The organism is Streptomyces sp. Y2F8-2 (genome assembly GCF_014905555.1).
GTDB classification, from domain to species: Bacteria; Actinomycetota; Actinomycetes; order Streptomycetales; family Streptomycetaceae; genus Streptomyces; species Streptomyces cynarae.
The window spans coordinates 318,628-333,631 of record NZ_BNGS01000008.1 but is presented as its reverse complement, the minus strand read 5'-3'; the positions used below and the strand labels follow the sequence as shown (position 1 = coordinate 333,631).

Genomic DNA, 15,004 nt, shown 5'->3' with positions numbered 1-15,004 from the left:
GCCGTCGTTGCCGTCAGGGTTGCCGTCAGCTCTGCGCGGTGGCACCGGTTCGTTCTGTACGGGTTCAAGGCGGCTCGCTCCGCTCGAACGCCGGACGTTGCGGGCTGGTCCCAAGGCTGTCCGAGTTGCCAACCAACGTGCGGCCCCTGATCATGCTCGAAGCCAGACCGCTCAGGCCACCGGCCAAACGCGTTCCGCCGACCTGCTCGTTCTCTGCTACGCCTCAAAAAAACTATGGAAAATGAAGTCGAACTCGCACTCGTCAGGATTTTCTCGCACAAGGGCGGATCTGACAGCAGTTTCAGTTCGATATTCATCACAAAAGGCCTGCGCCGCCGTCAATTTATCACCCACAATAGACTCAGGGTAGTAGTCTTCGATCGCACCACGCTCAAGCACGTAGATTTTCTCGTCGCGCAACGACGAGATCAGAACGCTCTTCGCCTCCGCAATATCGCTACTGGGCGGGTCCTTAAGAAGGCTCGTTCGCAGATCGCGCGTCACAGCGCGCGTGAAGAAGTCTTCTATTTTCTGCTGCACATCAGGCCATCCACATTTCCCCTCCAGATGCTGTTCCCAAGCTCGCTTCGCATCTCGCCAAAGTTCCTTCATGGCAGGAGCGTCGCGCAGCTTCCGGGCTTGATTGTTAGACAGTTCGCCAGCTTCTGGAGTATCCTCGGCAATAGCGGCACCAACCAACTGCATGAGATGTTGTTGTTTTTCTACGCAGCCCTCACTGGCGCCCAACTTGTTGAAGCCTTCTGCAATAGCGTCAAGGTCAGCAAGAACAGCCACCGAGACACCAAAACGCTGAAAAAACTCTCGATACCTGGCAATACTAGCCTTTCCATTCACGCGCGCAATAGCCACAGATCTCTTGTCGAAATCCCAGTCTGGATTAAGTGTGCGGGCAACATAAGGAATCAAGATGTGATCACTGTCACCTTCGACAAGAAGCACCCTGTCAGAGAAGAAGGCGGCATCATTGTTCTCTTGGCGAATCATCTGAAACTGATCTTTCGCCCTAAAGTGCGACAGGTCCACCGGATAGGCCACAGATGCCGGCGGAGTCACCGTTCGATCCTTCGCAACCTTGACAAAGGTTCCAGTCGCCTGCGGACTGTAAAAAGCAGTGGAATGAGTGCTCACGAGGACATGATTGTCTTGTGCGAAGACTCGCAGGGCCTCGAAAAGCTGACGCTGAGCACGGGGGTGCAGGAAAAGCTCAGGCTCCTCAAACAGGAGCAAGTAAGGGCGCGGCTTGGCTTCCGAAGAGTCGCCACGCAGTGAGGTTCGCAATTCCGCGTAAGACCTGAGAATAGCGAAAGTTACAGACCTGCGCAGACCATCACCCTTACTCTTGAAGGCTCCGCGCACTCCGTCATCAACCGTGATTGTGGCATTCGAGAGTACGCTCCGAAGGTCGGGCGGCGGGATTTCGATGCTCACGGCAGTATCGGGAAATGCTGCTTGAAGATTCCCCTGCACCAATCCCTCAATCTGGCGAACCTCATCAAGTCGTTCATCGACGACTCGCCCATCCGACAGCACCTCCGTATTCAGATAACTACGGAGCTGGCCAAATAGCGTATCAACATTTGACAGTTGCGGCTTAATTTGCTCAAACAGGATGCCCAGCAGTTTTCCGAAGGAAGCACTCTCGGAAGTTTTTAGGTCATCAGATAGCTCTTTAACTGCTGGAATATAGATCACTTCCGGCAAGAGTGCTTGAATGGATCTTTCCATTCCAGTAGGAAGGTCTACGTCACCCTTCGTTCGCTCAGCAGGTGAAAGGTTGGCAGCCAGTCCGGCGATTGCGTCTTTCACCTCTTTTTGGGTCGGCCTCTGCGAGATACTCTCACGCAACTCGGGAAAGGCGTATAGTGCGCTTTCCCTCAACTCGTCTCCTCGCTTTCCGGCAACAAGCTCCTGCACAGAAGAAGGCCAGTAACGCCTATCTGCAGGAATTTCGTCAACCTGACGCAGCGCCCCTTTGCCCGGCCCTTGATAGACGCGTGAAAGTACCAGCTTGCCACCCTCGGCCACTTTTTCGATTCGGCCGCGATGCTCCTCGGCAAGGCGCGCCAGGTCTTCGTCTTTAATCTCCTCGAAGGTGACTTCAATACGCAGGCTCTTGCGGGCATCATAAAAATCAGAGTCTTTGAGAGTCGGACCACTGAAGAAGATATCGAGTGACTGCAGAATCGATGACTTTCCAGCGTTGTTCTCGCCGATGATGCAACCGAACTGAGAGATTGGGATCTGCAGATCTCGGAGTCCACGATAGTTCTGGACATGTACATGCGAGATCCGCATTGCTGTGCCTCTCATGGATCAAGGTTGCAGGCACCGTGAAGGTGCACAGGCTCGTGAGCTGACTAGCCTAGGTGTCTGAGGCTCATGTGCGTGGTGTTTTTGGTGAGTTGACATCTTCCGTCGAGAGCACCCCGGCCGGTCGCTCTGTGACAGCGCGGCCGGCGCGTGCGTACGCACGCGCTATTCCCTCGCGCTACGAACCCACCTATCCTCGCGATCACGCAACCGGGGGGTGGTCATGGCCGCAGAGGCAACGAGCTGGCAGAAGGAACAGGTCAGTCGTGCGTTCGTGCACGCCTTAGCCACGCAAGGCGGATACACGCTCTGCGACTGGAACGTGGACAAGGACGGAGTCGACGTCACCCTCCGCTCACGTGGCCTCATGGTCGACATTCAGCTCAAATGCACCCAGAGCCCGCGCACTGTGCGCAGCGGCTACAGCTTCGACCTGGACATCGAGACCTACGACAAGTTGCGTGACCCGGAGCGCTCGGCACCTGGGCACCTGGCGTTGCTCATCGTTCCGCCCGACATAGGGCGGTGGGTGACCCATGAGACCGACTCGATAGTCCTTGCCTGCCACGGGTACTGGGCTTCCCTCTACGGCATGGGGCACGCTGCTGGCAGCTCCACCACCGTGGTCCACCTTCCTGAGCACCAGGAGCTCACTGTGAAGGCCATGGGCACCATGTTCGATGCGGCGCGACGCATGACCAACGGCGCCGGTCTGGGGTTGAACTGACATGGTGGACAACTATCCGAACTTCGGTCCAGAGGAGATCCGCAGCTACTTGAAGGTCACGGGATGGGCTCCTGTATCGGGCGGGGACGTCGCCGAGCTGTGGAGCCTCCCTGGGCCGGCGGACGAAGTCGTCCTAGTCCCGATGAAGCCCGGCGCACCGGACTTCGCTAAACGGACACGGATCCTCCTCCAGGACCTGGCGAGGGTCGAGTGCGAAGAGATTCAGAGCGTCCACGATGCCATTGCCACCGTCTACCACGATGTCACCGCTCTCAGGGCCTCCCACCCTTCCCTCAGCGACGGCTCCATCCCGCTTGAGTCCGGATACGAACTCTTTGTCTCTGCCAAGCGCCTTCGCGTGGCTTCCGCTGCAGCGACCATCCGCCGCCAGGGACATTTTCGGAACTTTCCCACTCGGGCGCGTGACCAAGCACGCGAAGTTCGTCTAGGCCAGACCCGACGCGGCTCCTACATCGTGCCTATCATCAGTCAGGCACGATCTCCGGAGGATGTGTATTCGCCACATCAGGACCACATTGACGTGCAAGTGGAAGAAACTCTCTTCGATCGCCGGGTGACTGCCACCATGTCCCGCGCGCTAGCAGTGCTGGAGGAAATGGCAGGTGCGGAACGCGAACCCACCAGGAGCGAGATCAACGACTCCATTGGCGAAGGGGTCTCGTACGAACTCTGCCAGGCTCTGACCAAAGTAGTGAATACGGAGTCTGTCAGTGCACTCGACGTCTCCTTCAACTGGTCTCGCGTCGCTGCGCCACCACCTGGGGCACCAGCGCGGGTCGAGTTCAATGGCGATGCAATCGATGTCGTCGACCGCGTTTCCGAACAGCTCAAGACGAAGGTCTACACAAGTGAGCATGTGATCTACGGCGTTGTCACCGATCTCAGTCGCCATCCAGAGGACGACACCGGTCGCGTCGGGGTTCAAACACTCATTCAGCGCCGGAGTCGCACGGTATGGATGGATCTTCCGGGCAGCGACTACCACGTAGCCGTGCGCTGCCACGATGCAGGAATCCCCGTTCGTGTGCGCGGCACATTGACCAGTCCTCCCGGGGGACACGCCCGAATGAGTGTGGCTGACTTCGGACCGGACCCTTCGTTGGGAGCAGACGACGTTCTTGGTCATTGAGTCTACGCCGGTCCCCAAGAGTCCCTAAGGTGTCGCCATGACTGAAAAGCCCTTCACCAGGCGCGTGCAGCATTTGTTCGAGCACGTGTACACCTACGAGCAGATGGCTGAAAAGTCTGGCGGCACACGGAGCGCCTCTTGGTGGCGCCACGTGCAGCTAGAGCAGACCGATCAGTATAATCCACCGCCACCCAGGGACCTCCCAGGAATTGCCAAGCTCTTCGGCACTACAGTGGAGGGCGTTGCAGCGATGATCGCTCAGGAGTTTTACGGCGTCACGAAATTTCCAAATCCCCGCTCGGACAGAGAGCGCATCTTCAGCCGAGATCTCAACGCCTTGTCAGAGGAGGATGCGCAGCTAGTCCTAAAGCTGGTTAAGAGACTGGGACGTCGTCCGGATACCGAGTCAACGCAGTTGACTCCTGCTGTTAGCAACGAGGAGGCGAGAGCGTAACCCTCACCTCTCAACGCTGCCAAATAACGTGCTCTGCTCTTCTTGCCTTGCCTGGAGGTTCCGTGACTGCTGCCGCTCTCGTCCATCCTGACCGGCTGTGGTCGGCACAGGAGGTCTTGGTACAGCAAAGCCCGGTGCCGACCGCAGCCGGGGTCTACGGATGGCATTTCAAGAAGTCGCCCCATACGGCTCTGGCGTCCGGGCGGCTGCTCTACGTCGGCATAGCCCCGCGTCACATGTCAACCCGAACCAGCACGCAGAACCTTAAAAAGCGCGTGCAGTATCACTACCGAGGTAATGCGGCTGGATCAACGTTGCGACTCAGCCTCGGTTGCCTACTGGGGCTGGAGTTGCGCCGCGTCGGCAGCGGGACCCGTCTGACCTTCGGCAGGGCCGGGGAGGCCAAGCTCAGTCAGTGGATGGCCGACAACGCCCAAGTGTGCTGGCTAGAGCACGATGAACCGTGGACCATGGAGTCGGAGCTCATCGCGCAGCTCGACCTTCCCCTGAACCTCGACCAGAACCGCCACAACAGCTTCCACGGCGAGCTCAAGGAGCTGCGCGCCAAAGCCCGTGAACGTGCGCGGGCGTTGCCTATCAGCACATAGGACGTTCGGCTGACATCAACGATGGCGTACGCAGACGACCTTGAGCGAACCGTACGCGCAGGCCCGGCAAGGGCGCCCAGGCTCCAAGCAGACCGAAGCATCGAACTCCTGCAGCGGATGCCGCGAGTGCGATCAACCGAGATAGGGCCGCTCACGGTGTTCCAGGAAATGACGGATCCGGAGCTGCTGCGTGTGGTGCATCGGCAGTTGATCGACCTCCTCCGGCTGGACGAACCGCAGCTCTGTGGACTCCTCTGAGATCGCGAGCCGACCGCCGACCACCCGGGCCGTGAAGCAGACGTTGAACTGTCTGCGCACCTCGCCGTCCGAGTAGGCAATGACGTGACGCGGGTCTGTGTACGTGCCCACGAGCCCGGTGATCTCCACGTCCAAGCCCGTTTCCTCCTTCACCTCGCGGACGGCTGTTCCCGGTAGCGAGTCGGTCATCTCCATGCCGCCGCCGGGCAAAGCCCAGAGATCGTTGTCTCGTCGGCGCTGAAGGAGAATGCGTCCTTCCTCGTCAGTGACCACCGCGGACGCCGCAACGACCAAGCTGTTGGGCTTGGGGGCGTCTGGGTCGTCGTAGTACTCGGTCCGTGCCATGATCACCCTTCTTCGACAGGCGTCGCGGTCGCCCACACCGCAGCGAAGCTGTCAGCGTACGTATCGAACATGCCGCCTGCCCTACTTCGGCGCAGGTGCCAGACGGGGGCACCGTAAGCGTTCACGCCCCAGACGTGAGCGTTGACCAGTGCCTGATCGTCGGCCCTGTAAATCGAGTTGTAGAGCGTGGTGGCATGGGTCCGCACCTCGATGCCAGGTACCCCGACAAGGGGGCGGTAGTGCATCAGCGCAAGGCGGCAACGGGACTGGATGCCGTGACCGAACTTCTCTTCGTCGCCACGCTGTTGGACGTTCGAGCTGTCCGCGTCGCCGACTGCGATACGGACCGTACAGCCCTCGGCCGCTCGCTCCTTCAAGAGATCGTTGAGTCTCGGGTACGCCTCGTGCAGGAAGACGGCGGCGTACACCAACACGTCGATGTGTTCCCGGGCCTGGGTCAGCATGTCCACGAAGGTGGACACGGGGACGTCCGCCCGCTGGTCGTAGAGAGCCACAAGTTCCGGACTGACGGCGCGGGCAGAGCGTGCCTGCCGGAGCGCGGGCCATAGAGCGTGCACGTCTTCTCCTAGAATTTCCGCTGCCAGCATGGCCGTGGCCCGGCGCGGCGTACGCCCCAGATTCACCCATCGCTCAATGGACTTGGGATCGACTTCGATCTTGTCCGCAAGGGCGGCGTACGTCCAACCGCCGGCCGCCATGGCAGCACGTAACCTCTCGTTCGGCATCCCAATCTCTCCCAACACTCGGGGACGGCACTAGGGACGTTCTACCCGACGCGGGACGTCCCGAAGTGGGGTTTGTCGGTGGTTCCGACGTCCTAGTGGGCGACGGGATGCTCATCCGCATGGCGAGCAACCAGCAGACCAGGCCAGGCATCGGTGAACTGGCGAAAGACACTGCCAGTGGACGAATCGGCGTCGTCATGGGTGAGGTCGGCGCCCGGGTGCAGATAAGGCCCATCGGTGGCGGCGTCGAGTGGGACGCTCGGCCGGACAACGTGGTGGCACTGACAGCGCGGGAGGAACTGAGCGCCCGCCTCGCCATCAGGAACGGCAACAGCCGGGACGGGCTGTGATGCGCGCCATCGGCCGGTACGCGGGAGTCCTGTTCATCATCATGATCAGCGGGTCCTGTGGCCTGGTGATCGGCATGGCCCTCGGTATCGGCCAGTAGACCGGCCGCTCCGAACGGGGTGCCACCTTCCTTGGTTCCCCCTCCCCGTTCGGGGTCGGCCTTCCATCCCCCGGTCGTCATAGGCCGTGCCTCGGCGACCGATGCGGGCGCAAGTGCCAGAGCACAGCGACACTCAGGGAGTATTCGCATGACGGCAACGGCCAACGACCAGAGGACCGGCCGCGTGGTGGCTGGTGAAGAGCTGTTCGACAGCCTCACCCACTTCGTGATCGTCCACAACGGGCAGTCCCGCGAGCGGGCCGAGCGGATCGCGGACCAGGCGGTGGCCTTCGTGGTCACCGCAGCGACCGCCACCGTGCCCATGGTCCCGTCGGACGACGTGGACCTCGGTCTGCACGCGCTCATCCTGCACACAAAGGAGTACGCCGCGCTCTGCGACCGGTACGCCGGCCGCTTCCTCCACCACAACCCCATGCCGGGCGGAGGGCCCCGTGACCCGAAGAAGGTCGCCGCCTCCGCGCACGCCATGAAGGCGGCCGGGTTCATGGTCTTCGACGACCTCTGGACCGTGGACGGCACCAACCTCGCGCAGTGCGACGCGGACTGCGGCCGTCCGTACGGTCAGGCGTAGCGACACGACACAGCGACGCGGCTGGCCTCGATGCGGGGTCGGCCGCGTTGCCCGGAAGGAGAACAGACATTGTCCGGGACACCTCCCGAACTGCCGATCGTCGTGCTCGACGCACTCATGCCCAAGACTCAGCGCCTGGTCGTCAACCGCCGGGGCTCGATGGTCTGGAAGGTCGAGAGCCATCGGGGGCAGTACGCCGTGAAGGTCGGTTACCCGATCGAGGCGACGGCCGACTGGCCCGCCCAGCCCTGGACGGCACTCGCTCCCGCACGCGAAGGGGCCGTGCTGTACCGGCTCGGCTTCGATGACTTCGCGTACGGCGAATGGGAGCGGGGCACCTGGAACTTCCAGCCTTGGCGCGATGGGCCCGACCTCTACGAGTTGTGGAAGCCCTGTCGCGAGCCGGACTCTCGTATGGAACCGCGCACCAGTGTGGCCCTCGGGTGCGTAGAGGCGCTGGCCGAACTGCACGGCAAGGGCTGGGCCCACGGCGACGTGCAGCCCGCACACTTCATCTTCGGGCCAGATCGGACGCACCTCATCGATCTGGCCTTGGCACGCGGCGGACGCGTCCCCGAGGGGTACGACTTCCCCTTCCGCGGCTGCCTCGTCCACTACGAGGCGCCGGAGATCGCGCGCAGCGTGCTCGCGACCGGAGAGGCAGAGCCTACGCAGGAAGCCGACATCTATGCGCTCGGCGCCTCCCTGCTCATCTCCGCCACGGGCCGGCGGGCTGTCGAGTATCCGGACGACGCACCGCGCCCCGAGCAGAGAAGGGCAGTGGCAAGCGGCAAGCGTCGGCCCGTCAAGGTGGATGGCGTGTTGGGCGAACTGATCGACGCCATGCTCAGCCCGGCGCCCGAAGACAGGCCCACGATCTACGAGGTCGGTAAGGCCCTGAGCTGAACCGTAGACCCACGAACTAGAAGACCGGACCACCCCTCAGCCTGGACAGCATTCCGGGTGGTCCGGTCGCGGAAGCCCTGATCAGGACCCCGGTGCCGATGGTACCGGGGTGGTTGGCGTGCTCGGATTCGGGTGGTGCCACAACCCCGGCTCCTGGTTGTCGAGTTGGAGAGGGGTTCTGACCTGAGCCACCGAAAGTCAGCCACGACGGCGGGTGCGCCGGACGAGCACCCGTCACGTGTGTTTCCAGCAACCACCCGCCGGTCTCAGCCAAGGGAACGGGCCAGGGCCTCGTCTTCACCACCAAGAACGGGACCCCCATCGAGCCTCGCAACCTGAATCGCTCCTTCGACGCTCTGTGCGTCCGTGCCGGCGTCCGCAAGGTCCGCTTTCATGACCTGCGCCACACCTGCGCCTCGCTCCTCCACGAACAGGGCGCCGACGCTCGCATGATCATGGAAGTCCTGGGCCACAGCTCCATCCGCGTGACCATGGACATCTACACCTTCGTACGGCTCGACTCCCAGCGCTCCGCCTTCGACCGCGTCGGGGACGCGCTCAGGGATGACGGCAACGATCCGGACGATGACGACGGCGCGGCCGGTCTCCCGGTGGCCATCTGACCCACCCCGTATCGCCCTCGAAGGCGGTTGCCGTCAAACACTGCCGTCAAGGCAAAAGCCCGAGGCCCTGTGGATCACTCCACAGGGCCTCTGACGTGCTGCGCACTCGGCAGGATTCGAACCTGCAACCTTCTGATCCGTAGTCAGATGCTCTATCCGTTAAGCTACGAGTGCTTGTTCTGTTTTCGTCTCCGCTCCCGGCCCTTCCGGCCCGCTCGCGGCGACAGGAAGAACATTACATGACTGCCGCCGCCATGTGAAATCCGTTTGCCCTACCCCTTGTGACCTGCGGAAATGCCCTGCTCGGGTGGATCCCGGGGCGGCTCCGGGGGCGGGCCTGGAGCGGCTCCCGGCGCCTGTCCCGGAGACAGCGAAGCCCCGGTCGCGGGGACCGGGGCTTCGGTGATCGAGCGCGGAGGCGGAGGGATTTGAACCCTCGATGGGCTTTAAGGCCCAAACCGCATTAGCAGTGCGGCGCCATAGACCGGACTAGGCGACGCCTCCAGCACAACCGCTCACGCGCGAGCGCGAGTGCTGCGTGCAGATGATGACACAGCCGAGCGGGGTGTCACCAATCGGCTCCCACGGTACTAGGCGGAAAGCCCGCAGGGCAAAGCACTGGGCCGCATCGGGCCCCAAGGAGTCATATCGCCCGCCACCAGGGCCCATGGGCGTCTCCCATTCCCCGGGCTTGGCCTTCACGGGCATCCGCCGGCACGCTCCGCAACCGCTCCACTCCGCTGCCGTTAGGCAGGGCATGGACCACTTCCGCCTTCGCCGCCGTCCTCTCCTCCTCGGGGCCCTCGCACTTCTCCCTCTCACCGCCGTGGTCGGCCCCGCGCACGCGCACGGTCAGCGCCCGGCCCCGCACGGTGACCGGCTCCTCGTCACCGTCCGCCATACCGGGGGCGCCGACGGGGTCTACGTGCTGCGGTGCCATCCGGCAGGAGGCACCCACCCCGCCGCCGGCCGCGCGTGCGCCGTGCTCGAGCGGCGGACCGTCTGGGGGCGGGACCCCTTCGCCCCGGTGCCGCCGCACAGGCACTGCACCTTCCAGTACGGCGGGGCCGCCACCGCGCACATCACCGGGAGGTGGGCCGGGCGGCCGGTCGACGCGTGGTTCGACCGCGGGGACGGGTGCCGGATCGCCCGCTGGGACGCGCTGGTGCCGCTCCTGCCGCACGTTCGTTCGTAGCGAGCGACGGTGCCGGACCCCCCGCGCGCGGCTACCTGCGCGGTCACAGCTTCTGCGTCACTTCCGCGTGCGACCTCCCTCTCATCCGGCGCCGCGGGCGCCAGGACTGCCCGTAGACTCCCTCGCGTGACACGCAGCGGGCCGGTTGGCAAGATGGCCCTCGCGGTCGGCAAGGTGCGGTAACAGGGAGGAAGCGTCTCGTGAGCAGCAGGCCATCCCGAGGCGCTGCTCGCCTCGCTGCCATACTGGACGCGCTCCCCGACGCATTGGTGCTGGTCAACGCCAACGGCACGGTCGTCAACGCCAACACCATCGCGCTGGAGGCCTTCGAGACGCCCGGGACCGCGCTCGTCGGGCGCGGGCTGCTCGATCTGCTGCCGCAGTTCGACTCGCGGCTGATCCCCGGCTCCATGCGGCGCCCCGACTCCCTCGACCCGCGCGGACAGACCAAGCCGACCCGGATGATCGCCCGGCGCACGGACGGCACCGAGTTCCCCGTCGAGGTCACGAGCGCCAACCTGGAGGACGGTCGGCAGGCCTACGACGGCTACGGCTACACCGGCGACGAACTGCTGATGCTCGTAGTCCGCGACCTGTCCGGCACCGTCGACACCGAGGCCGAACTCGCCCGCTCGCAGCGGCAGACCGAGATGATCCTGCGTGCCGCGGCCGAGGGCGTGGTGGGCACGGACACCGACGGGCGGATCGTGCTCGTCAACCCGGCCGCCGCCCAGATCCTCGGTTACCGGGCAAGCGACCTCGGCGGCAAGGAGCTGCACACCCTCGTCCTGCACTCCCGCGACGACGGCTCCCCCTTCCCGTACACGGAATCGCCGCTGTACGACACCCTGCGCTCCGGGCGCAAGCACCGGGTGCGCGGGCAGGTGCTGTGGTCGAAACCCGGGGACAAGGTGCCGGTCGACCTGACGACCTCGCCGGTGCGCGACGGCGACCAGATCGTCGGCGCCGTGATGACGTTCACCGACCGGCGGCCGTTCGACACGCTCGTCGCGGAGAAGGACGAGGCCGCCAAGCAGCATCAGGAGGAGCTGGAGCGGGTCGCCAAGGAGCACCGGGAGGAGCTGGAGCGGCTGCGCAAGGAGCACGCCGCCGAGCTCGCCGAGCTGCGCGAGCGTCACGCGGAGGAGATCGCGGCCGGCGAGGAGCGCTACGCCGCCCTCGGCGAGCGCGAGAAGGACCGCTACGAGGCGCTGACCGCCCGGCACGACCAACTGCTCGCGGTGCTCGGCCAGTCGCTGCGCGGTCCCCTCGACGAACTGCGCGGTGAGCTGTCCAAGCTCGCCGCCGACGACGCCGGCCAGCTGTGGCCGGAGGCCAACCAGGTGCTCCACCACCTCGCGGCCGGTTACTCGCGCATCACCACGCTCATCGACAACGTCCTCGGCTACCAGCGGCTCGACGCCGGCGACGACGACCTCGTACGGACGACCGTCATGCTCGACGCGGTGGTCGCCGCCGGTGTCGACGGCGCCGTCGAGCTGATCGGGCCCGGCCGGGTCCAGTTCGCGGTGCACGCTCCGCCCATCGAGGCCGAGGTCGACCCGCAGCGGCTCGCGCAGGCGCTGGCGCATCTGATCGCGGACGTGGCGGGCGTCGACTCCACGGGCAACGCGCCGGTCTCGGCGGGCGGTTACATGGACAACACCGTCGTCGTGGCGGCAGCGCAGCGCGGCGAGGTCGTACGGATCGAGGTGCGCGGCCCGTACGCCGGGGGAGACGCGGTGCACCAGCCGATCGTCGGCGGCATCGTGCGCGCGCACGGCGGTGTGCTGCAGACCCACGAGGTGCCGGGCATGAGCGGCAGCGCGTACGTGCTCGAAGTGCCGCTCGGCGGCGGTGCCGGCGCGGTCGCCGCGGCCCCGGCGGAGCCCGCGGCCGGGACCCCGGCGGAGGGGGCCGGGACCGAGATCGCGCTGCCCGAGCAGGATGAGCAGCAGAGCGGCGGACGGCGGCGCGCTCGCCGGTCGTCCGTGGACGCGTTCCTGGAGAGCGAGGTCGGCGACTCCTCCCCCGCCCCGTCCGACACGTCCGTGGCGCCCACCGGGCGGCGTCGGCGGCGTGCGGCGCAGGAACCCGCCGCCGAGGCCGCGGTCCCGGCGCAGGCGACCGGCGGCGACGACGCCGAAGCTGCCGGAGGTACGGGACGCCGGCGCGGTCGGCCGAACCTCGCCGAGGACGTGGCCGAGGGTTCGGTGGTGACCGCCGCCGAGCACGCCGCGGGAGCCCCCGCCGCGGCCAGCGGACTCGGCGGAACCGTGCCGCCGCAGGGCGTGCCGGCGCCCTCGGGCCGCCGGGCCCGCCGGGACACCGAGCAGCAGGCGCTGCCGGCCGCGCTGCCCGCAGCCTCCGGTACGCCGTCCCCGGGCGAGGCCCCCGCGCCCACCGGACGCCGTCGGCGTGCCCTGGCTGCCGCGAACGAGCGTGCCGCCGCCGCGGACGCCGCTCCCCGCACGGTGTTCGCGCTGCCGCCCGCCGAGGCGGACCGCACGCCGGAGCAGAGCACGGCCGCTGCCGTCCCGGCCGACGAGGGCCGCCATGACGCCGTGCCGCACGACGCCGCCGAGGAGCACACGCCGCCGCAGCCGCACCCGGTGTCCGCGCCCACGGGCCGCCGCCGCGCCCGCCCGGCCGCCGAGCCGGGGCAGCCGCAGCCGGCCCCGGACGGCGCCTCCGCCACCGGGACACCGCCTCAGGGTGTGCCCGCGCAGATGACGCCCGGCGCCCCTGCCGAAGGGGTTCCCGGGCAGGAGGGCCCGCAGCCCGTCCCGGCGCAGGGAGCGCCGACCGCTCCGGCCGCGCAGGGCGGACCGGCGCTGCCCGGCGGGCCGCTGCCGGCCCAGGCGGCGCCCGGTCAGCCGGTCCCGGCCCGGCCCGGCCCCGCCGTCCAGCCCGTGCCCATGGCACCGGGCCGACCGGTGGTGGCCCCGGGGCAGCCCATGGCCCCGGCTCAGCCGGTCCCCGCCGCCATGCCCGCCCAGCCCGTCGCGGGACAGCCCGGCCGGCCCCCCGTCGCACCTCAGCCCGCGGCGCAGCCCCAGCCCCAGCCCGGCCCGCAGGCGACGCCGAACGCGGCGCCCACGGCAGCCGCCCCGACCGCCGGCGCCCCGGTGCCCTCGCAGGCTCCCCCACAGGTAACCCCCGGCATCCCGGTGCCCCCACAGGCTGCCCGGCCCGCCCCGGGCACCGCCGTGCCCCCGCAGGTCCCCCAGCCCGCTCCCGGCACCCCGGTGCCCCCGCAACCGGCTCAGCAACAGCCCCAGCACTGGCCCGGTTCCGGTGACACCGGTGCGGGCATGCCCGCACCGCAGGCGCCGGGGACCACCCCGTCCGCGGGCACGCCGCTGCCGCCGGAGCAGCAGCGCACGCCCCAGCCGCGCCCAGCCCAGCCACTGCCCGCGGAGTCGGCCGCCCCTTCCGACTCCCCCTCGCCCCAGAGCCGCGCGATCAGTGTGCGCACGCTCGGGCAGGGGGTGCCCTTCGCACGGCAGGCGACGCAGGCGGGGGTCCCGCCCCGCCCGTCTGCGCCGACGCCTCCCCCGCACGCATCCAACGGTTCCGGCCGCCGTCGCAAGCTCGGCACGCCTCCTGAGCCGGCCGGTGAGCGCCCGGAGGCGACAGCGCGCCCGCACCCGCAGCCCGTGTCGGCTCCTGTCCCGCCCCAGCCGTCCCTGGCCGGGCAGTCCCGCCTGGCCCCGGCCACCGAGGGCGCAGGACGGTCGTACGCCATAGGGGCCCCGGACGAGAACGCCGACGAAGGTCCCGAGCCGCTCGACGGTCCCGGCGGTGCCGTGGAGGTCGCCGACCAGCCTCAGCTGCAGCCGATGGACGACGAGCTGCCCCCGGAGCCGCTCGACAACCCGCGCCGGCTGCTCGTGTGGCCCGCGCCGGACGTCACGACCCAGCAGGCGCTCAGCGACCGCGGCTACCGGCCCGTCGTCGTCAACTCCCGTGAGGAGGTCGACGCGCAGATCGCCGCGTTCCCGGCGGCGCTCTTCGTCGACCCGCTCACCGGCCCGATCACGCGCACCGCACTCCAGTCGCTGCGCCAGGCCGCGGTGGCCGCGGAGGTCCCCGTCATGGTCACGGCGGGGCTCGGGCAGGCGACACGGGAGGCGGCGTACGGCGCCGACCCGGCCGTCCTGCTGAAGGCGCTCGCCCCGCGCGACTCCGAGCAGCACCCGCCGCGGGTGCTGCTCATCGAGGAGCACGCGGAGATCGCCCTCGCGCTCACGGCCACGCTGGAGCGGCGCGGTATGCAGGTCGCGCGGGCCGCGTCGGACGCGGACGCGGTCACGCTGGCCGCACAGATGCGGCCGAACCTGGTGGTGATGGACCTGATGCAGGTGCACCGCCGCCAGGCCGGGGTCGTCGACTGGCTGCGCGCGAACAACCTGCTCAACCGCACCCCCCTCGTCGTCTACACCGCCGCAGTGGATCCCGCCGACCTGCCGCGGCTGGTCTCGGGCGAGACGGTGCTGTTCCTGGCGGAACGCTCGACGAGCACCGAAGTGCAGGACCGGATCGTGGATCTGCTGGCCCGCATCGGTACCAACTGAGGTCGGGTCTCAGCCCGAAGTCGGCACAAAGGCGCTGTTTCACG

General features: G+C 66.9%; 12 protein-coding genes, 2 tRNA genes and 1 pseudogene. 10 read left to right on the top strand and 5 right to left on the bottom strand.

Going from position 1 to position 15,004, the window contains the following annotated elements; all coding sequences use genetic code 11:
- Positions 1 to 216: 216 nt before the first annotated feature.
- Positions 217 to 2,331, bottom strand: a complete 2,115-nt coding sequence (locus tag SY2F82_RS27010) for an ATP-dependent endonuclease (protein ID WP_200421738.1) — start codon at positions 2,329 to 2,331, stop codon at positions 217 to 219.
- Positions 2,332 to 2,554: 223 nt separating this feature from the next.
- On the opposite strand from SY2F82_RS27010, the gene SY2F82_RS27005 reads away from it, so the two are divergent.
- From SY2F82_RS27005 to SY2F82_RS26990, 4 genes are all read left to right on the top strand, one after another.
- On the top strand, positions 2,555 to 3,058 hold the full coding sequence (locus tag SY2F82_RS27005; RefSeq protein WP_200421737.1) for a DUF4365 domain-containing protein: 504 nt from the start codon (positions 2,555 to 2,557) through the stop codon (positions 3,056 to 3,058).
- Position 3,059: 1 nt separating this feature from the next.
- Complete coding sequence (locus SY2F82_RS27000; protein WP_200421736.1) at positions 3,060 to 4,208, top strand: hypothetical protein; 1,149 nt, start codon at positions 3,060 to 3,062, stop codon at positions 4,206 to 4,208.
- 37 nt (positions 4,209 to 4,245) lie between these two features.
- Positions 4,246 to 4,662, top strand: coding sequence for a hypothetical protein (locus SY2F82_RS26995; RefSeq protein WP_200421735.1), 417 nt, complete (start codon positions 4,246 to 4,248; stop codon positions 4,660 to 4,662).
- Between the two features lie 62 nt (positions 4,663 to 4,724).
- Complete coding sequence (locus tag SY2F82_RS26990) at positions 4,725 to 5,270, top strand: GIY-YIG nuclease family protein (RefSeq protein ID WP_200421734.1); 546 nt, start codon at positions 4,725 to 4,727, stop codon at positions 5,268 to 5,270.
- A 132-nt stretch (positions 5,271 to 5,402) separates the two neighbouring features.
- On the opposite strand, the gene SY2F82_RS26985 is transcribed toward SY2F82_RS26990, so the two are convergent.
- Entirely contained in the window at positions 5,403 to 5,873 is a 471-nt protein-coding gene (locus tag SY2F82_RS26985; RefSeq protein WP_200421733.1) for an NUDIX domain-containing protein, read from the bottom strand.
- 2 nt (positions 5,874 to 5,875) lie between these two features.
- Positions 5,876 to 6,619, bottom strand: a complete 744-nt coding sequence (locus SY2F82_RS26980) for a helix-turn-helix domain-containing protein (RefSeq protein WP_200421732.1) — start codon at positions 6,617 to 6,619, stop codon at positions 5,876 to 5,878.
- Positions 6,620 to 6,738: 119 nt separating this feature from the next.
- On the opposite strand from SY2F82_RS26980, the gene SY2F82_RS26975 reads away from it, so the two are divergent.
- The 4 genes and pseudogenes from SY2F82_RS26975 to SY2F82_RS39555 all read left to right on the top strand — a co-directional run.
- A complete protein-coding gene (locus SY2F82_RS26975; RefSeq protein ID WP_236041814.1) occupies positions 6,739 to 6,969 on the top strand; it encodes a hypothetical protein in 231 nt (76 codons plus the stop codon).
- A gap of 246 nt (positions 6,970 to 7,215) precedes the next feature.
- Positions 7,216 to 7,659, top strand: coding sequence for a hypothetical protein (locus SY2F82_RS26970; RefSeq protein ID WP_200421731.1), 444 nt, complete (start codon positions 7,216 to 7,218; stop codon positions 7,657 to 7,659).
- A gap of 69 nt (positions 7,660 to 7,728) precedes the next feature.
- Positions 7,729 to 8,565 (top strand): protein kinase, encoded by an 837-nt coding sequence (locus SY2F82_RS26965; protein WP_200421730.1) that lies wholly within the window; start codon positions 7,729 to 7,731, stop codon positions 8,563 to 8,565.
- 284 nt (positions 8,566 to 8,849) lie between these two features.
- Positions 8,850 to 9,188, top strand: a pseudogene (locus SY2F82_RS39555) (tyrosine-type recombinase/integrase); the annotation flags it as partial.
- Positions 9,189 to 9,289: 101 nt separating this feature from the next.
- On the opposite strand, the gene SY2F82_RS26955 reads toward SY2F82_RS39555, so the two are convergent.
- A tRNA-Arg gene (locus tag SY2F82_RS26955) sits at positions 9,290 to 9,362 on the bottom strand.
- Positions 9,363 to 9,601: 239 nt separating this feature from the next.
- Positions 9,602 to 9,692 (bottom strand) — tRNA-Ser (locus tag SY2F82_RS26950).
- Positions 9,693 to 9,945: 253 nt separating this feature from the next.
- On the opposite strand from SY2F82_RS26950, the gene SY2F82_RS26945 reads away from it, so the two are divergent.
- Both SY2F82_RS26945 and SY2F82_RS26940 read left to right on the top strand, forming a co-directional pair.
- Positions 9,946 to 10,383: an SSI family serine proteinase inhibitor gene (locus SY2F82_RS26945; protein WP_200421729.1), complete on the top strand. Its 438-nt coding sequence runs from the start codon at positions 9,946 to 9,948 to the stop codon at positions 10,381 to 10,383.
- Positions 10,384 to 10,583: 200 nt separating this feature from the next.
- Complete coding sequence (locus SY2F82_RS26940) at positions 10,584 to 14,960, top strand: PAS domain-containing protein (protein ID WP_200421728.1); 4,377 nt, start codon at positions 10,584 to 10,586, stop codon at positions 14,958 to 14,960.
- Positions 14,961 to 15,004: the final 44 nt, after the last annotated feature.